Here is an 18,521-nt window from a genome sequence, read left to right as displayed (position 1 = left end):
TCATTCTATTTTGGCACTAAGAAGTTTGTTACTTTTGTTTAAATACTTCTTGTAATGAAACCAGTTCTATTATTGATCTTTATTTTTACATTTTATCTTTATCAGGGGCAGAATAAAAATATAATCAATCCTGAAAAAATTGAAAATCCGATTCAAAAAAAATATACAGGAAAAATTATTTTCCTTAACAAAGCCGTTACTCTTGAAAATTTGAAAGATTCGGACTTTCTCACTTCTTCTCTCTTCCAGGAAAACGGAGATCTTGGTATTCTTGCTTTTTTCGACAATTCTCTTGTTAACTACCTTCATCAGCTTGAACCCAATTGGACCGTTGAGGAACTGTTGAAAAACGGAAATTATCAATTCTCATTTTATGTAGATGGCAAGCTGATCTATAAAGAAAACCTCAATACAGGTGCAGGCATTGCAGAGCATAAAAAAGTAAAAACAGCATTGCGAATTCCTCTTCTCAGCAGTAAAAACGAAGATTCATGGGGAAGATATCTGTGGATGCGCTTCTATATGGCCCATAACGGAATTGATGCTCTGACGGAAGGAAATCATATTTTAAAAATTGAAATGCGTCCGTATCTCAATACTTCTACAATTAAGGCAGGAGCTGTTATTGCAGAAGGACAGATCAACCTCAGTGTTCCGTCCCAAAATATTTCGGAGCAGCAGATCGCTGTTCAGTCTATTCAACCCAACAGCGGATGGAAGGTTTCTCAGGAAAAGATCAACACAGAAACTATCAGAAATCTGAATAAGAAAATTGCAGAAAACAGGTTTAAAAATATAACCGGAGTTGTTATTGTAAAAGACGGGAAATTGCTTCTTGAAGAATATTTCAACGGATCCGGAAGAGATTCTTTGCAGGATACCCGTTCCGTAGGAAAATCATTTTCTTCAGCTTTAATGGGAATTGCTATCAAAGAAGGAAATATAAAAAGTGAAAATCAAAACCTGAAAGATTTCTATGATCTGAGACAATTTAAAAATTATTCTTCACAAAAAGATAATGTTACTATAAAAAGCTTACTGACAATGAGCTCCGGATTTGACGGAAACGATGAAAATTCTGAATCTGCCGGAAATGAGGAAAATATGTATCCTACCGAAAATTGGGTAAATTTCACGTTGGATCTGCCAATGACAGATAATGTAGCAGGAAAAAACTGGAGTTACTTCACTGCCGGGGTGGTGGTAACCGGAGATATTTTGGATAAAACAGTTCCTCAAGGCTTAAAAAGCTATGCAGATAAAAAGTTATTTCAACCGCTTGGAATCACAAATTATAAATGGCAATTTACTCCACAGCAAAAGCCTTCTCTGGCAGGAGGACTTCGTATGAAAGCACTTGATTTTGCAAAATTCGGACAGCTGTATAGCAATAATGGAGTTTGGGAAGGTAAAACTATTTTAAGTAAGGATTGGATTAAGAAATCTTTTACCAATTATTTTCCGGATCGTCAGGATTTTGAAGGGTATGGATATTTATTCTGGAGAAAAGTTTATACAGTGGGAAACAACAGTTATGAAGCTTTCCAATCCAGCGGAAATGGCGGAAATAAAATTATCATCTTCACTCAAATACCAGTTGTCATGGTAATTACCGCACAAGCTTACAATAAACCTTATGCCCACCCACAAGTTGAAAAAATGGTACAAGAATATCTTTTACCAAGTTTAATTATGAATAATGAGTAATATTGAAAAGTGAGAAAGAAATTGCTTATTGTAAAAATTATTCATCTTTCTTGGATGGAACAAGGAATACATCAATAAGACCTTCAGGAAGTTCCATTTTGATTATTCTTTCTTCTCTGTCAACTTCAAGAATCCAGTCTTTTATCATAGGAATAACCACTTCTTTTCCATCCAGATTGGTAATGAAATACACCTGTGCCGTCTGATCGTTTACGGATCTGATCACTCCACAGTTGTTATCATTTTGATCAAAAATTTCAAACCCAATGATTTCGTGGTAATAGAACTGTTTTCCTGAAAGTTTAGGCAGTGAAGCAAGCGGAAGGTAAACATTTTTACCCAATACCTGGTCTATGATAGCCTCAGAAGAGTTTTTGAATGCAAGATTCAGAGCATCAAGTTTGCTCCATGATGATCTTTCAATAAAAAATGGAACCAATAATCCGTTGATTTCAACGAATATTGATTCCAATTTATTGTAAAGCTCGGGTTGGTCCGTATCCAATTTAAGGATTACGTTACCCGCAAGTCCATGTCTGCGTGTGATTTTACCTAAAAAATAGCAATCTTCTTTACGCATAACAGGGTTTGGTCTTAAGCTTCAGTGTTTTCTTCAGTTTCAGCAGCAGGAGCTTCTCCTTCTGTAGCTTCAGCAACAACTTCTTCAGCAGGTGCGTTTGCAGCTTCTTCAGCAGCTTTAGCTTCAGCTTCAGCTTGTGCAGCAGCAGCAACTCTAGCTTCGTTTACTTTTACTTCAGCCTCTAAAGCAGCTTTCTTAGCATCAGCTTTAGCAGTTGCTAAACCTTCTACTTTACCTTGTACTTTAGAATCTTTAGCTTCTACCCAAGCATTGAATCTTTTTTCAGCTTCAGCTTCGTCAAAAGCACCTTTAGCTACACCACCTTGTAAGTGTTTTTTGTAAAGAGCACCTTTGTAAGATAGAATAGCTCTAGCAGTATCAGTAGGCTGAGCACCGTTGTTTAACCACTGTACAGCGGAATCAACGTTCAATTCGATAGTTGCTGGGTTAGTAATTGGGTTGTAAGTTCCTAGTTTTTCGATGAATCTACCATCTCTTCTAGCTCTAGAATCTGCAACCACGATGTGGAAAAAAGGTTTTCCTTTTTTACCGTGTCTTTGTAATCTGATTTTTACTGACATAATGTTTGAATTTTATGGGAACTCGTCCCAGTTAAATATTTAAGAGTGCAAAGATAGTAAAAAAGTTTGAAGTAAAAAGCTCAAAGTGAAAAGTTTTATAAATTCAAATTATTTTTTCTAACCAAGCATAGCAAGAGAGAATATTGTTGAAATAATTACGGAAATAAGAACAGCCATAAAAACAACAAAATTATCCCGTGTCTTTCCCGTAATTCCATAGATCACGAAATAGTTGATGATATAAACAGGTACCAGCAGAAAAAATGAAAATTCTCCTGTAGATGTCATCACAGCCTTTAAAAAAAGAAGTCCGGTAACAGAAGCTGCTACAAGTCCTAAAAGGCTTTTAAAAATTATTTTCGAATCTATTTTATCATTTTCTTTTACTTTTGAAAACTGATCAAATTTATCCAGAATAAAAACTTTCAAATCACTGCTTCCGATCATTTTCGAAGAGATCGTTTCAAGAATAGTATCTATCTTTTCTCCCTTTTGTACCATTTTGTGTACTTCAAATGAGATTCTCCCTTTTTCTTTAACTAAAACCTTCCTGAATTCTGCTGCTTTTACAAATTCATCATAATTGAATTGCTGACTGATGGCTTTACGCAGTTCATCATTGACTTTACCGGTATGATCAGTCATATGAAGATAAGCAGCATGCAGATCTTCTTCATTATAATTTCTGTAAATATTCTTCATCTATACCGTTCCCATATAGAAAAGTCCCAGACATTGCTGGTTTTCTTCAATAATCAGAGAATCTTTCAACTCCTCTACAATTTTAGGAGAACTCCAGTAACACCCGATATTATTTGCTGTACAGGTAAGATACATATTCTGAACGGCCATTGAGGTAGCTGCTATTTCTTCCCATTCAGGAACCATTCCACTGAAATTGACTACGATGGAAACTACAACATTAGCTTTATTGATTTTAAAACCGATATCTGAGTATTTTTTTTCTAAGAAAAGCTGTTCGGGTGTAATTGCTTTATAGATTGCCTGCATTTCTGATGCCAGCTGTGCTTTTTCTTCCCCTTTGAATATCTTGAAACGCCAAGGTTTTGTGCGCTTATGATTGGGAGCAAATGTGGCAGCATTTAAAATTTCCTCCAAAATTTCCTGAGAAATTTCTGTATCGGTATAATCTTTTGGGAAAATACTTCTTCTTTGTTCTATGATTTCTTTTAAAATGGATGCTTTATTCATGTAACAAAATTACGAAAAAGATAGAAGCAGGAAGTGGGATAAAGAAAGTTTAGTGTTTGGCTGTGTAATAAATGCCGGAAGCTTATCAAAAATACTTTTTACTTTTACAAAACCTCTATAATCTTCTGATGGATTTTGTTTAAAGTAAACTCATCGCCTGATTTCATACCCATCATTTTTTTGGCCATAGGACTTTCCGGAGAGATTGCATAAAACCGATCTCCTTCAAAAAAGAATTCCCCTAATGACACTGATATATAAAACCTGGCCTTATTGGTGATCACCAGCGAGCCAAGCTGCACTCTTTCTGTAGCGGTATTCAGAACTTTTGCCATATTTCTTTTAAGATCATTCAAAGCCCCAAGCTGTCTCTGCATCTGATAAATCTCCTCCTGCATCTCTTCTCTCATGCTGTCATATTTCGGAGTTTTTTTAATATCACGGCTGGCTTCCAGGGTAAATTCGATAAAGTTATTAAGCTTTTCAATTTTCTCTGCGATGGTAGTTTTCACAAAGTCTCTGATATCACTTTTTTCAAATACGATCTTCTCCATACAATCTATTCTTTATATAAAGATAATATTTTTAGAATAATATTTCTTTCACTTTATAGAAAATAATGCCCGCAAACAGCCATTATCTTTAAAAAAATATTTCTAGATTTGCCTTTTTTAAAACTAAAACCATGTTTAAAGCACCATTTTCATTTAATGGAAGAATCAGAAGGACAGAGTATGGATTGTCCTATCTTCTATATCTGGTATTTTCTGTACCATTCAATATCTACTTTCAAAGTAACGAACCATCAGGCGGTGTTACTTTTGTATTCTTCATTTTACTGATTCCATTTCTTTGGTTTCTTATTGCACAGGGAACAAAAAGATGTCACGACAGAGGAAATTCAGGTTGGTTTCAATTAATCCCTTTGTATGGTTTATGGATGTTATTTGCAGACAGCGACCACGGACCAAATGAATACGGACCAAATCCTAAGGGGGAAGGAAACTATAGCTCAATCAACGAGATTGGTAAGAAAGAATTGTAATAAAAAAGCCTTGTAAATTTACAAGGCTTTTATTTTATTTTTCAGCAAGTTTCTTCAGATCACCAAGACCCTGACTAAACATTTTATCCATATTACTGTTCATCAGCGGTTTCATAATCTTCATCATAGGAGTTAGCTCATTATCGATCATCCATGTTACTTTTGTTCCGCTTCCTTCAGGTGTCATAATGAAATTAGCCTTCATATTTCCTTCAAATGGTTCTACAAAGTGAAGTTTGGTAGCCATTTTTTGATTGGGTATCAGCTCAGTAATGGACTGCTCACCCTCTCCCACATTTTTATCTCCTTTCCAGTGATAGGAATCTCCTACTTTATCTCCATTTCCTGAATAAGTAATGACAATGTTTTTATCAGCTTTAGAAAAAGGATCCCATTGGTTATATCCTTTTAAGTTACCCGCATAAGTCCATACTTTTTCCTGTGGTGCATTGATCACAATAGATTTTTCATAATGATAATCTTTACTGAAAGCCAGCATCGCAATTACAGCATAGATGAGAATCAGTACGATGATAGTACCAATAATTTTTAAGAGTGTTTTCATAGTCTATATATTTAAGGTTATTTATTTTAATAATGACTTTTAAACCTGTTCTCAAAATTAAATATTCCCGCATCACTCCCACTTTCCATATGACAAGATTATTTAAAGATAAGTATTTTTGTCATAACTTGTGAGTAAGGCATTATTTTTGAGCATTTCAGCTGTGATTCCTAATGAATCATTACATTTACCTTATATAAAAGATTAAAAAATGAATATTTTAACTGAAAAATTTAACACTCCATATCATTCGGCACCATTCAATAGCATTAAAAATGAAGATTATCTTCCGGCATTTAAAGAACTGATTCAAAAGTCCGAATCCGAAATTGATGCCATTATCAACAATACTGAGGCACCTACTTTCAAAAATGTTATTGAAGCATTGGCATATTCGGGAGAGCAGCTGGATGTGGTTTCAAATATTTTTTTCAACTTAAATTCTGCAGAGACCAGCGATGAAATTCAGCAGATTGCTCAGGAGGTTTCTCCGATCTTAACTGAATATTCTTCAAAAATATCTCAGAACGAAGCCCTTTTCAACAAAATCAAAAAAGTATATGATGAAAAGGAAAACTATAATCTTAACGAAGAACAGGAAATGCTTTTAAATGAGACTTACAAAGGTTTTGTAAGAAGCGGAGCTTTATTGAATGAGGAAGACAAAGAAAAATTAAAGAAAATCAGCATGGATCTTTCTTTAAAGTCTTTACAGTTCGGACAAAATGTACTGGCTTCCACGAATGCTTATTTTAAACATATCACCAATAAGGAAGATCTTGCGGGAATTCCTGAAGCCATCATCGATCAATATGCTGAAGAAGCTAAGGAAAGAAATCTTGAAGGCTGGGTAGTAACTTTACAGTATCCAAGCTATATTCCGTTCATGACGTATGCTGAAAACCGTGAATTGAGAAAGGAACTAGCTTTAGCCAATGGTAAAAAGTCTTTTGATGACGGAGAATTTGACAACCAGAATCTGATTAAAGAACTTCTGAATTTAAAGCAGCAAAAAGCCGAGCTTCTTGGGTATAAAAACTATGCAGATTTTGTTCTGGAAGAAAGAATGGCAAAGTCTCCGGTAAAAGTTCTTGATTTTTTAAACGAACTTTTAACGAAAGCAAAACCTTATGCTGACAAAGAAATTGAAGAATTAAAGTCTTTAGCCAAAGCAGACGGAATTGATGAAATGCAAGGTTACGACCACGCATTCTATGCTGAAAAACTTCGTAAGGCTAAATTTGACCTTAATGATGAAGAATTGAAGCCTTATTTTCCACTAAACCAGGTGCAGGATGCTGTATTCGGGCTGGCTGGAAAACTTTTCGGGCTGACTTTTGAGGAAAGAAATGATACTCCGAAATATCACGAAGATGTAAAAGTATATGAAGTGAAAGAGAACGGAATTTACAAATCTCTGTTATACGTTGATTATTTCCCAAGAAAAGGGAAAAGAGCCGGTGCATGGATGACCAGCTACAAAAATCAGTATAAGCAAAACGGTGAAAATTCACGTCCGCATATTTCTATTGTCTGTAACTTCAGCAAACCAACAAAAGATACTCCCAGCTTACTTACGTTCCAGGAAGTAACGACTTTATTCCACGAATTCGGGCACGCTCTTCACGGAATGATGGCGGATACTCAGTATCCTACCCTTTCCGGAACTTCTGTAAAATGGGATTTTGTGGAACTTCCATCTCAGTTTCTGGAAAACTTCTGCTATGAGCCGGAGTTTTTAAAAACGTTTGCTAAGCATTATAAAACGGGAGAAGTACTTCCTGACGAAAAAATTGAAAAGATAGAACAGTCTAAAAATTTCATGGAAGGTTATCAAACTTTAAGACAGCTAGGGTTCGGACTTCTGGATATGAACTATCATACAAAAGTTGGAGAGTTGGAAAATGAAAGTATAAAGGATTTTGAGGATAAGTATACCAAAGCGACCACTCTTTATCCTTCCAATGCTGAAACGGCAATGAGCCCAAGTTTCTCCCATATTTTCCAGGGCGGATATTCTGCAGGATACTATTCTTATAAATGGGCAGAAGTTCTGGATGCGGATGCTTTCCAGTATTTCAAAGAAAACGGAATCTTCAATCCTGAGATTGCAGCCAAGTATAAAGTATTGCTTTCTTCAGGCGGAACGAAAGATCCAATGGAACTTTATAAAAGCTTCAGAGGCAGCGAGCCAAAAGTAGAGAGTTTATTGAAAAGAGCATTTGGATAACCATAAAAACTGATTCACAGATCAGGAAAAAGAAAATATAAAAGAACAGCAATTGCTGTTCTTTTTTGTTTTTCAATTTTTAGTATCCAAAATATATTATATCTGGAGATCATCTTATCCTTTTTTCTATTAAATTTGATGCCAGTCTTATGATACAATTTCCATTAAAATTATTGGAGAAATTATAGGTCAAACAAAAAATCCATGAAAACATTATTAATTTCGATTCATCTCTTAGCTTACGAAGAAAACAGATGAATTAAAATTCAATTTTATCTTTTATAAAAATGAGTTATTCAATGAAAAATAAATTCAAAATTTTAATTTTAACTGTTCTATTAAGTAATTTGTCTTTTGCCCAAAATAATAAGGAAATTGCTTTACAAAAAGGTAATGAAGCTATTAAGTTAATGGATAACGGGAAGATTGAAGAAAGCATCATATTGCTTGAGGAAAGCCAAAAATTAGATCCTGAAAATTTTAATTATCCTTATGAAATTGCATATGCACATTATTTAAAGAAAGATTATAAAAAAGCAATTGAAATCGCTGAGAAATTACAAAACTATAAAGATATAAACGTTCAACTTTATTCACTTTGGGGAAACTCTTATGATAATCTTAATAACCCTAAAAAAGCAATAGAAATATATGACACAGGAATTAAGAAATTTCCTAATAAAGGATTGCTTTATCTGGAAAAAGGGGTTGTTTATGAACTAAACAAAGAATATAATAAAGCTGTTGCTTCCTATCAAAAAGGAATTTCGGTTGACCAAAAATATCCTTCAAATTATTATAGGATTGCAAATCTTTATCTTAATTCTGATGATAAAGTTCCTGGTTTAATTTACGGAGAAATCTTTCTCAATCTTGAAAGAACTACCGACAGATCTAGAGAAATGAGTAAAAATTTATTTGATGCTTATAAAAATTCGATAGTATTTGAAAATGGAGAGATGAAAGAACTGAATCTTTGTAAGCAAATGAGTATGACCCCAACAGACAAAAACCTTCCTCTATGTTTAATGTTTGGAAAATGGCTTATTTATGGTTTATTAAATTCAAAAGCAAAAGAATTCAATTTGGATACCTTATCCAAAATAAGACAGGCATTCTTGAAATCATATTTCGAAAAAGACAATAAAGATTATCCTAATATACTTTTCGAGTATCAGGATCTTATCTCTAAAAACAATCTTTTTGATGCCTACAATCACTATTTATTTCAAATGGGAGCTCAAGATGAGTTCTCAAGCTGGCTTAAAAAAAATGAAGGAGAATATAATAAATTTGCAGAATGGTATGTAAAAGGTGAAAATAGTATCAATATAAATGAACATAATTTTTTTCACTTTATAAATTAAAAAAACAGCTTATTATTACAATATATCCAAGCAGGATTCATCCTTAATAATATTTTTCACATCCTATATTTCATATGCCCATTCAAGAACAAATTCAAGACTATATCAACAGCCAGCCGGAACTGAAACGTAACGATATGCAGGAACTCCACCACATCATTCTGAAGCTTATGCCGGAATGCCAGCTGTGGTTTCTCGATGGTAAAAACAGTGAAAATAAAACGGTTTCCAATCCCAATATCGGATATGGATTCTATACCATTCAATATACCGACGGAAAAACCCGGGATTTTTATCAGATCGGAATGAGTGCCAATACCACCGGAATCTCAATTTATGTTCTCAACATTGATGATAAAACTTATTTGTTTACAACCTATGGAGACAAAATAGGTAAAGCCAGCGTAACCGGATATTGCATTAAATTCAAGGCATTGAAAGATATCAATATTGAAATCCTGAAAGCTGCCATACTGGATGGTCTTAAAGGATAACATTCTTTTAACTTATAAAAAACTGGCAGATCTGTTCTAAGAAAACTAAATTTGTACAGGAAACAAAGCAAGCATCCATTCTGTAATTTTAAATAATGAGTACGATAACGACAAGATTAGAAAACGTAAAAAAACTTCAGGCTAAAAGGTGGGAAAATGAAGATCATTGGGATACCTTAAATGATCTGTTGGTTAAAGAATTAGATGAAATTTTATTGATTGAGCCTGAAAATACAGCAGCTTTAATCAATATTGGTGCTGTTTACTCGGATATGGGAGAAAATGAAAAGGCACTGGAGTATCTAAAAACGGCATTAAATTTGGGTTCTAAAGACAAAAATCTTTTTGTAAACCTCGCTATTGTGCTTATCTACATGGAAAAACATCAGGAAGAGTATTTGGAATACCTTGAAGAAGCTGAAGATACTATTGAAGATCCGCTTACTTTTAAAGCGTATTTTGATCCTCAATCTCGTTAAAATTCTTTACAATAAAAATTTTAAAATCATGCTACTGGCCATATTACTTCCCTTCTTATCCTTCATCGTCCGTGGAAAAGTTTTCACCGGAATTATCTGTCTTATTTTACAGATCACCCTGATCGGATGGCTTCCTGCCGCCATTTGGGCTGTTCTTTCTTTAAACAATGAAAGAGCTGATAAACGGAATAACAAGCTGATTAAAGCGATGCGTAAAAACCAAAAGTAAATATCGCTTCAAATCAGCCACTAACAACCGGTTACATTATATACATTTTAATTTATAACTTCTGATTTGTAATTTTTTTCAAAAAAAACTTGCGAAACCGAAAAGTTGCACATATATTTGCAACCATATGGTTTCATTTAAAAATTGATACTTATGAGAAGAGACATTTTTCAGGCTATAGCAGATCCTACCCGCAGGGCTATTATTGCGTTGATAGCAGTACAAGCGATGACACCCAATGCAATTGCAGAACATTTTGACACTACAAGACAAGCGGTTTCAAAGCATCTTAAAATCCTGACTGAATGTGAACTGGTTACCCAAAATCACCAGGGAAGAGAAATTTATTACTTTTTAGAAATTGATAAAATGAAAGAAATAGATCATTGGCTGGAACAGTTCAGAAAGATCTGGGAAAGCCGCTTCGAACAACTAGACACTTTACTGGCAACATTAAAAAGTCAGCAGAAATAAAGCTTAATACTTTACTATCATTTTAACAAAACAAATTATAAAAATAATATTATGAAACATCATCTTCAGTTCGATTTTCTTGCAGACAAGGAAAAGAACACACTTACTATCAGACGTGAGTTTATGGCCAACCGACAAATGGTTTGGGATTGTTACACAAAGAGTGAACTTCTTGACCGATGGTTTGCTCCGAAACCACTGACCACAAAAACAAAATCAATGGAATTCCGTGAAGGCGGACATTGGCATTATGCTATGGTAGAACCCAACGGAACAGAATATTGGGGCTGGGTAATCTATCACAAGATTAATACGGTTGATTCCTATACTTCAGGTGATGCGTTCTGCAATGAACAAGGAGAAATAAACACAGATTTACCTCAGGCTGAATGGCTGGTCACTTTCACAGATAAAAATGAAAATACCCTTGTGGAAACTATTGTCACCTATCAATCATTAACCGATCTGGAAACCATTATCGAAATGGGAATGGAACAGGGAATGATAGCCACATTAGAAAAACTTGACGAATTATTACTAACATTAAATCAATAAAAAATGAGCCACAAAATCACAGTTTCTGCCATCATAAATGCAGATCCAAAAAAAGTATGGAATTATTACACCAATCCTGAACACATCACCCAATGGAACTTTGCTGACCCTTCATGGCAGTGTCCTTCTGCTTCCAACGATATGAAAGTAGGAGGGAAATATGCTGCAAGAATGGAAGCTAAAGACGGAAGTTTCGGTTTCGACTTTGAAGCGGTTTATGATGAAATAAAAGACGGTGAAAACTTTACCTATACCATGCCGGACGGAAGACAGGTAAAAGTTGATTTTAAAGAAAAAGAAGGCCAAACTCATGTAGATGTAGCTTTCGATCCGGAAAACCAGAATCCTGAAGAAATGCAGAAAGGAGGCTGGCAGGCTATTCTTGATAATTTCAAAAAGTATACAGAATCGAATTAAAAATTCTCAATTGAGAAATAATGAAATAAAGCTGAGTGTAGAACATTCAGCTTTTTTCAGTGATCAGCAGCCTCTGAATTCTGATATAATTGTCGTAAATTTACGTAGATCTCGTGTTCATTAAATGATTTGCAGGAATGATACTTCTTTAATGAGCTGAAAATTTTCAAAGTCTTAACTAAAATCCATGTCAAGGTTTAAAATCTTGACATGGATAGGTAAAAAAGTCAAAATGACTTTAATTAAAGAACCACAATTTTTTGAAGCTATGAAAGAAAATAAATACGACCATCCGTCATTTTTTGACCAATACGAAAAAATGCTCCGTTCACAGATAGGTTTGGAAGGAGCCGGAGAATGGCATACATTGAAAAATATGCTGCCTGATTTTCAGGGGAAAAATGTTCTTGACCTTGGATGTGGTTTTGGATGGCACTGCCGCTATGCCATGGAAAATGGTGCAGAATCCGTGATCGGAATCGATCTTTCGGAAAGAATGCTGGCAAAAGCTCAGGAAATTAATAATCTGGAAGGAATCCGATATGAAAGAAAAGCTCTGGAAGATGTTGATTATCCTGCTGAAAAATTTGATATTATATTGAGTTCACTCACATTGCATTATGTAGAATCATTCGATACTATTGTTCAGCATATTTACAAGTGGCTTAGCCCTGGCGGATCTTTTGTGTTTTCGGTGGAACATCCTGTTTTCACGGCAGAAGGCGGTCAGGACTGGGTTTATGATAAAAACGGTGAAAAAACCTGTTGGCCCGTAGACCGTTATTTTATGGAAGGAAAAAGAGATACTACTTTTTTAGGAGAAAATGTGATCAAATACCATCGTACTTTAACTTCTTATTTAAATACTTTATTAAAACAGGGTTTTAAAATCAAAGAGATTATTGAGCCGGAACCGGGCCAGGAAATGTTAAAAGAAATCCCTGAGATGAAAGAAGAACTCCGCAGACCGATGATGCTGTTAATCTCTGTTGAAAAATAGTTTCTTAGAACTACGTCATTAGCTTTTCAAACAAAAAACAAAACAACTATATTGTATAACATAGTAATAATAAATTATCATATCTTTGCATAACAAAGTATAGAAATATGATTATTAAAAAACTAATTTCCTTCTTGATATTGCTCCTGTTTTTAAGCAATAGAATGGATGCTCAGATTCCTACAAAAGGATATGAAAAGAAAATTGACAGTATTATCCAGACAGAATTCAGGAATGAAAATGAACCTGGTGGCGTTTTCCTGATTACTCAAAATGGAAAAACCCTCTATCGGAAAGCATTTGGAAAAGCCAATATTGAACTCAACGTTAATATGACATCGGATAATGTTTTCCAGATCGGATCTATGACCAAGCAGTTTACAGCCGTGGCTGTTCTGATATTGGAACAACAAGGAAAACTTAATGTCAGTGACCCTGTTTCCAAATACCTTAGAAATTATCCTAACGGGGACAAAATTACCATTCATCATCTTCTTACCCACACGTCAGGAATTAAAGATTTCACCAAAATGAAATCCATTTCTTCTATTGCTCAAAAAGAGATGAAGCCTGAGGAAATGGTTGATTTTTTCAAGAATGAACCTGTAGATTTTGCTCCCGGAGAAAAGTTTGATTACAACAATTCCGGATATGTCGTGTTAGGCCATATCATTGAACTGGTTTCCGGAACCTCTTATGAAGATTTTATTAAGAAAAATATTTTTGATAAAACAGGAATGTCTCATTCTTATTATGCCTCTGACAGAAAAGTGATCCCTCAAAGAGCCTATGGTTATCACAAAAAAGAACAGGGCTTCGTCAATAAAACTGTTATCAGTTTCAGTGTTCCTTTTTCTTCCGGTTCATTGATGTCTACCGTAGATGATATGCTGAAATGGCAACAGGCTTTGCTTCAGAATACTTTGCTGAATCCAGAAGAAGCCCAAAAAGCATTTCAGAAATATAAGCTGAACAATGGTGAAGAATTTACCTATGGATATGGATGGCATCTGAAAGATATTAATGGTATACCAGACCGGGAACATGGCGGAAGTATATTTGGATTTAAAAGCATGGGCGTTTATATTCCAAGCGAAAATGTCTATGTGATAGGATTCAGCAACTGTGACTGCCATTCCCCGACTGAAGTTACCAGAAATATTGCGAAAGCAACTCTGAGCGAAATCAAAACCACATCAAAAAAGCCATAAAATAATCCAGATTATCATTTACCTCTTTTCAGGGAGAACATGATTCGGAACTTTAAAAACAGAAACTATTACAAAAATCAGACAGAGAATGTTGATCAATACTGCAACTGAGAACGCATGGTGATAATGTTGTACTGTAGGTTTCGTTCCCAGAAAGTAGTAGAAAACACTTCCTACAGCCACAATTCCGATGATGGCGGCAATCTGCTGAAAGGTATTATAAACTCCGGATGCATTTCCAATCAGCTTTTCAGGCATACCCGACAAGGCAATATTGGCCAGCGAAGGAATGATTGAACCCACTCCCAGCCCATGTAAAAACAGCAGCAGCCAGAACATGAGAAAACCGGTCTGCATTCTGAATAAAAACAGCTGAAGAATAAGAATAACAATGATAAAGCTGAGCCCTGCAATCAGGGCTTTTTTCCCATATTTCAAAATCAATTTTACAGAAACTGTGGATGCCAGTATAAGCCCAAGCCCCTGAAAAACAATAATTTCTCCGGCTTCTAACGGACTCATCTTTAATCCATCCTGAAAAAAAAGCGACAAAATGTAAAAATAGGAATCCAGCATAATGAAAAAGAAGGAAACGGCCACGATACCCAGATTGAAATTTTTATAACGGAACAATTCAAAATCAATCAGATAAGATTGTTCATTTTGTATTCTCTTCTTTTGATTTTTCATAAAACCGAAAATAATCCCGGCTGAAATAAACATCAATGAAGCATTTTTGAAATGAAAACCTTCATGCTCAGACATCGTCAGGGCATAGGTAGCACAAAACAGGCCTGCAGATAGTGCAGCAACACCTCCAATATTAAAAGACTCCTTTGCTGAAGTTTTGGATTCATTCAATAATTTCAGGCTCAGGAAAACTGCCGGCAGGCATATAGGAATATTCATCAGAAAAATAAGCCTCCAGGGTTCTTCCATAATCGTAAGAGACGAAAAGTATCCCCCAAGAAACTGACCTGCGATGGTACCTATTCCAATAGTAATTCCATACCATCCCATTGCTTTTGTACGTTCATGGTGAACAGGAAATAAAATCTGAATCATGGAAAGTACCTGTGGAGCCATCATTGCAGCACTTATCCCCTGTATAAATCTCGAAATGACCAGTTGTTCTGCTCCTGCAGAAATTCCGCAAGCAATGGAACTCACCATAAAAGTTATTAACCCAATGACATAAATCTTTTTTCTTCCATATAGATCACCCAACCGGCCTCCTGTAATCAGAAAAGAAGCAAATCCGATAAGATAAGCTGCAATCATAAACTGCATTTCTCCATTGGAAGCATGAAGATCACGTTGTATGGAAGGTATAGATACATTAATGATGAAAATATCCATAATCGTCAGCAACTGACCAAATAGTACAACCAATAATTTCAAATACTTATGTTTCATTTTTATATAGATATATCTATTTTTTTAATATTAAAAAAAATCAGAACAGTAATCCCTGAACGATTTTTTTTACCTGATCAAAAGAATCATTCTGTTTGTTGATGGTGGATGTTACAACCGCCCCTTCTATTAACAGGAAAATATTTTCTGCGATTAAATCAATATCGTTAAGCTGCTCCTTCGTTCCATATTCTGTTACTAGTGTTTTAATAAGATCTTTCTGTTTTTCTTTATGCTGTTTGGCAAAATCGGAGACAGATGGATTTCCCTCTCCTATTTCAGAAACTATCTTTATAAAATGACAACCTGCAAACTTAGAGGTCTGCTGTAGTTTTTTCCTGTAATCAATAAGTGCCAGAAGTTTTTCTTTCGGAGCAGAAATTTTGGAGATACTTTTTTCAAATCCTTCAAACCAGCCAAATTCTTCTTTGATGAGATACGCCTGAAGAAGGTCATTCTTAGATGAAAAATGGTTGTATAGCGAGCCAATGGCAATATCAGCTTCTGCAATAATCTGGTTTATTCCTGTAGAATTGTACCCCTGCTTATAAAACAAATCTGAAGCTACCCTGATAATTCTTTCGCGTACTTTTTCTTTTTTCATTGTGAAAATTTTTACAAATATAAATAAAAAAATAGATAGGTCTATCTATTTTTAAAATACAGATGAAAATTTTATTTTAGATCAGAGAAATAATCATTGTCTTTTAAACTTCCTACCATGAAATCACTATGTTCTTTTTTCATATTCTTCTTACTGATAACTGTATCTTGCAGCCAATCACAGAAACCTAACCCTGTAAAAAATATGAAACCGACCAATCCTGTTGTATATTTTGAAATCCCCGTGCAGAACCTGGAACGTGCAGAAAAATTCTATTCTGCTGTTTTCAACTTTAGCTTTGAGAAAGAAATCATCGACCATTATGAGATGGCTTTGTTTCCTTTTGAGGAAAAAAACAGCGGCATTACAGGAGCTTTGGCTAAAGGAGATGTTTATAAGCCTTCCAAAAGCGGTGTCATTATTTATTTTAAAACAGAGAGTATTGACCATACATTGGAAAAGGTTGTACAACATGGAGGTTCTGTCCTTTATCCTAAAAGAAACGATGAAAAGTATGGTTTTGCCGTAGCAGAATTTGAAGACTCAGAAGGAAACAGAATTGCACTGCATGAAACTGTAAAATAGCTATACCATTTGATGCATATTATTTTTTTAAACAAAGTTGATGCATATTTTGTATCTTTCAATAACCATTTACAAAAGATTATCTGATAAATACCCATGGCAGAAGAACTTTATTTCATCAAAACCAACCCTACTATTGCCAAAATTAATTTGTACAATAAGCTCGAACGTGAAGAGGAAAATATTCTAAAATTCCTGCCATCTGATGCAAAAGATACGCTTGAGAATATTAAAAAAAAGGTTCAGGATTCTGTAGAAGAACTTACCCAGGAGGAGCTTCTGCTTATTTTTCAATGGTTTAGTAAAGTATATTCTTCAGATCATGAGGAGGCTAAAACCCAGCTCTACATCAATGGTATTGATCTTTTTTATGAAATACCTACGACCATTCATGCCGAAAACTTTCTTCAGATTCTTTCAGACTATGAAAAACTCCTGAAACAGGATATGAATTATATTGTGGATTCCAAAAACTTCAATCAGTTTCTGATCTACGGAATATTTCTCACAGAAATTATCAATAAAGACCAACATCAGAATAATATCCTTTGTGAATACCTGAAACCGGACAATCAATCTTTATATCTTTTGGCAGAAAACCAATGTGATTCTAAAGAATTTGATGGAAAAATCATCCCGGACCTTCAGCATCATTTTGCTGATCTGTATGATCTGACCAAATTTTACAAAGGTCCCATTATCAAGCTCGAGCAGGAATAAAAAAAGAGACTTTTCAGGCCTCTTTTAAAATTTCAGGGTTTTTCATTAAATAATCCAATGCTTCCTTCACAGCCTGTTCAGGGCTTTTGGGATTAAATCCCAGCTCCTTTCTTGCTTTGGAAATATCAAAATCCTGCTGTAATCCGGAAAACATGCTAATATCTTTTCTTGTGAGTACCGGAGCTTTCCCACTGAGTCTTGCAGTAAATTCTATAATGGCAGCAATGCTGAATAAAATTCCTTTAGGTACAGAACGGGGAATATCAAGTTTCAGTTCAGGATAAAGCTGATTGGCTAAAATAGTGGTATCAGTAATGGTCATACATTTTTCATTGGCCAGAATATAACGTTCACAAGAACGTCCTTTTTCTGCTGCCAGATAACATCCTTCCGCCACATCTTTCACATCTACCCAGTTCAGGGTAATTTTGGTATCCACCGGAATTTTCTTGTTCAGGATAAGCTTCAATACTCCATAGGAAACATTCAACGGAGAAAAAGCTTCACCGCCTATCATCGCAGAAGGCATCACGGAAACAAGTTCTATTCCCAATTTTGCAGCCAGATCAAAAGCTAGTTTCTCACCGTCATTCTTAGAATTATAATACATATCTCTGCGGTCCGGGTTATAGCCATTACTTTCTCTTGTTGGTAATGTTGTATAGTTGAGTGCGGCAATAGAACTTATATACACTATTTTCTTCACACCCGCTTCCGCTGCTGCTTCGATGGTATTTCTGGTTCCCGCGATATTTACATCATAGATTTCTTTTTTTGGATTTTTTGCCCATAATTTAAAAGCCGCACCTACTGCATAGAAGGTTTCCACACCCTGAAGGGCTTTTACAAAAGAAGCTTTATCTGTAATATCAGCCTGTACCAGCTCGCAATTCAGCCCTTCAAAAGGTTTTTCGTTATGAGTATTTCTTACTGCCGCACGCACCGGTAGCCCCTGTTTCAGTAAAAATCTGACTAAATTATTTCCCAGATGCCCATTTGCTCCGGAAACAAGACTTAAATGATTCTTTGTCATTGCATAGATTTTAATGC

General features: G+C 35.0%; 23 protein-coding genes. 14 read left to right on the top strand and 9 right to left on the bottom strand.

The window, feature by feature from the left end; all coding sequences use genetic code 11:
- The first annotated feature begins 54 nt into the window (after positions 1-54).
- On the top strand, positions 55-1,707 hold the full coding sequence (locus SFA27_RS04760; RefSeq protein WP_407296700.1) for a serine hydrolase domain-containing protein: 1,653 nt from the start codon (positions 55-57) through the stop codon (positions 1,705-1,707).
- A gap of 37 nt (positions 1,708-1,744) precedes the next feature.
- Here the strand turns inward: SFA27_RS04760 and rimM are convergent, their stop codons facing one another.
- The 5 genes from rimM to SFA27_RS04735 all read right to left on the bottom strand — a co-directional run bounded on the left by rimM (position 1,745) and on the right by SFA27_RS04735 (position 4,634).
- Positions 1,745-2,287 carry a ribosome maturation factor RimM gene (gene rimM, locus SFA27_RS04755; protein WP_047378836.1) on the bottom strand — a complete coding sequence of 181 codons (543 nt, stop codon included), beginning with the start codon at positions 2,285-2,287 and terminating at the stop codon, positions 1,745-1,747.
- A gap of 14 nt (positions 2,288-2,301) precedes the next feature.
- A complete protein-coding gene (locus tag SFA27_RS04750; RefSeq protein WP_309436211.1) occupies positions 2,302-2,868 on the bottom strand; it encodes a 30S ribosomal protein S16 in 567 nt (188 codons plus the stop codon).
- A 117-nt stretch (positions 2,869-2,985) separates the two neighbouring features.
- On the bottom strand, positions 2,986-3,570 hold the full coding sequence (locus tag SFA27_RS04745; protein WP_264517103.1) for a hypothetical protein: 585 nt from the start codon (positions 3,568-3,570) through the stop codon (positions 2,986-2,988).
- On the bottom strand, positions 3,571-4,080 hold the full coding sequence (locus SFA27_RS04740) for a nitroreductase (RefSeq protein WP_407296698.1): 510 nt from the start codon (positions 4,078-4,080) through the stop codon (positions 3,571-3,573).
- Positions 4,081-4,184: 104 nt separating this feature from the next.
- Complete coding sequence (locus SFA27_RS04735) at positions 4,185-4,634, bottom strand: hypothetical protein (protein ID WP_407296696.1); 450 nt, start codon at positions 4,632-4,634, stop codon at positions 4,185-4,187.
- 131 nt (positions 4,635-4,765) lie between these two features.
- On the opposite strand from SFA27_RS04735, the gene SFA27_RS04730 reads away from it, so the two are divergent.
- Positions 4,766-5,125, top strand: coding sequence for a DUF805 domain-containing protein (locus SFA27_RS04730; protein WP_407296693.1), 360 nt, complete (start codon positions 4,766-4,768; stop codon positions 5,123-5,125).
- A 34-nt stretch (positions 5,126-5,159) separates the two neighbouring features.
- On the opposite strand, the gene SFA27_RS04725 is transcribed toward SFA27_RS04730, so the two are convergent.
- On the bottom strand, positions 5,160-5,690 hold the full coding sequence (locus SFA27_RS04725) for an SRPBCC family protein (RefSeq protein ID WP_047378841.1): 531 nt from the start codon (positions 5,688-5,690) through the stop codon (positions 5,160-5,162).
- Positions 5,691-5,901: 211 nt separating this feature from the next.
- Here SFA27_RS04725 and SFA27_RS04720 point away from each other — a divergent pair, with 211 nt between their 5' ends.
- The 10 genes from SFA27_RS04720 (at position 5,902) to SFA27_RS04675 (ending at position 14,146) form a co-directional block, all read left to right on the top strand.
- Positions 5,902-7,920: a M3 family metallopeptidase gene (locus SFA27_RS04720; protein ID WP_407296691.1), complete on the top strand. Its 2,019-nt coding sequence runs from the start codon at positions 5,902-5,904 to the stop codon at positions 7,918-7,920.
- Positions 7,921-8,219: 299 nt separating this feature from the next.
- Positions 8,220-9,287: a tetratricopeptide repeat protein gene (locus SFA27_RS04715; protein WP_407296688.1), complete on the top strand. Its 1,068-nt coding sequence runs from the start codon at positions 8,220-8,222 to the stop codon at positions 9,285-9,287.
- A gap of 74 nt (positions 9,288-9,361) precedes the next feature.
- Positions 9,362-9,781 (top strand): DUF1801 domain-containing protein, encoded by a 420-nt coding sequence (locus SFA27_RS04710; RefSeq protein WP_407296685.1) that lies wholly within the window; start codon positions 9,362-9,364, stop codon positions 9,779-9,781.
- A gap of 95 nt (positions 9,782-9,876) precedes the next feature.
- Positions 9,877-10,260: a tetratricopeptide repeat protein gene (locus SFA27_RS04705; protein WP_407296683.1), complete on the top strand. Its 384-nt coding sequence runs from the start codon at positions 9,877-9,879 to the stop codon at positions 10,258-10,260.
- 28 nt (positions 10,261-10,288) lie between these two features.
- The gene (locus SFA27_RS04700; RefSeq protein ID WP_407296680.1) at positions 10,289-10,489 is read left to right on the top strand and encodes a YqaE/Pmp3 family membrane protein; all 201 of its coding nucleotides are present in this window, start codon (positions 10,289-10,291) and stop codon (positions 10,487-10,489) included.
- Between the two features lie 153 nt (positions 10,490-10,642).
- Positions 10,643-10,963: a helix-turn-helix transcriptional regulator gene (locus SFA27_RS04695; RefSeq protein WP_047378845.1), complete on the top strand. Its 321-nt coding sequence runs from the start codon at positions 10,643-10,645 to the stop codon at positions 10,961-10,963.
- A 51-nt stretch (positions 10,964-11,014) separates the two neighbouring features.
- Positions 11,015-11,518, top strand: coding sequence for an SRPBCC domain-containing protein (locus tag SFA27_RS04690; protein WP_407296677.1), 504 nt, complete (start codon positions 11,015-11,017; stop codon positions 11,516-11,518).
- A gap of 3 nt (positions 11,519-11,521) precedes the next feature.
- On the top strand, positions 11,522-11,935 hold the full coding sequence (locus SFA27_RS04685) for an SRPBCC family protein (protein ID WP_047378847.1): 414 nt from the start codon (positions 11,522-11,524) through the stop codon (positions 11,933-11,935).
- Positions 11,936-12,203: 268 nt separating this feature from the next.
- Complete coding sequence (locus SFA27_RS04680) at positions 12,204-12,935, top strand: class I SAM-dependent methyltransferase (RefSeq protein WP_407298161.1); 732 nt, start codon at positions 12,204-12,206, stop codon at positions 12,933-12,935.
- A gap of 164 nt (positions 12,936-13,099) precedes the next feature.
- Complete coding sequence (locus tag SFA27_RS04675; protein WP_407296674.1) at positions 13,100-14,146, top strand: serine hydrolase domain-containing protein; 1,047 nt, start codon at positions 13,100-13,102, stop codon at positions 14,144-14,146.
- An 18-nt stretch (positions 14,147-14,164) separates the two neighbouring features.
- Here the strand turns inward: SFA27_RS04675 and SFA27_RS04670 are convergent, their stop codons facing one another.
- Positions 14,165-15,562 (bottom strand): MFS transporter, encoded by a 1,398-nt coding sequence (locus tag SFA27_RS04670; protein WP_407296671.1) that lies wholly within the window; start codon positions 15,560-15,562, stop codon positions 14,165-14,167.
- 40 nt (positions 15,563-15,602) lie between these two features.
- Entirely contained in the window at positions 15,603-16,166 is a 564-nt protein-coding gene (locus SFA27_RS04665; RefSeq protein WP_407296669.1) for a TetR/AcrR family transcriptional regulator, read from the bottom strand.
- 204 nt (positions 16,167-16,370) lie between these two features.
- On the opposite strand from SFA27_RS04665, the gene SFA27_RS04660 reads away from it, so the two are divergent.
- Together SFA27_RS04660 and SFA27_RS04655 are read left to right on the top strand one after the other, a co-directional pair.
- Positions 16,371-16,751 (top strand): VOC family protein, encoded by a 381-nt coding sequence (locus SFA27_RS04660; protein WP_407296666.1) that lies wholly within the window; start codon positions 16,371-16,373, stop codon positions 16,749-16,751.
- A 96-nt stretch (positions 16,752-16,847) separates the two neighbouring features.
- Positions 16,848-17,471 (top strand): hypothetical protein, encoded by a 624-nt coding sequence (locus SFA27_RS04655; RefSeq protein ID WP_047378851.1) that lies wholly within the window; start codon positions 16,848-16,850, stop codon positions 17,469-17,471.
- 13 nt (positions 17,472-17,484) lie between these two features.
- Here SFA27_RS04655 and SFA27_RS04650 read toward each other — a convergent pair whose 3' ends face one another.
- Positions 17,485-18,504: an NAD-dependent epimerase/dehydratase family protein gene (locus SFA27_RS04650; RefSeq protein ID WP_407296664.1), complete on the bottom strand. Its 1,020-nt coding sequence runs from the start codon at positions 18,502-18,504 to the stop codon at positions 17,485-17,487.
- Between the last annotated feature and the right edge of the window lie 17 nt (positions 18,505-18,521).

The sequence above is a fragment of the Chryseobacterium sp. HR92 genome, from assembly GCF_045689405.1.
Lineage (GTDB): Bacteria > Bacteroidota > Bacteroidia > Flavobacteriales > Weeksellaceae > Chryseobacterium > Chryseobacterium viscerum_A.
The sequence above is the reverse complement of the archived record's forward strand: the minus strand, read 5'-3'. Positions and strand labels throughout refer to the sequence as shown.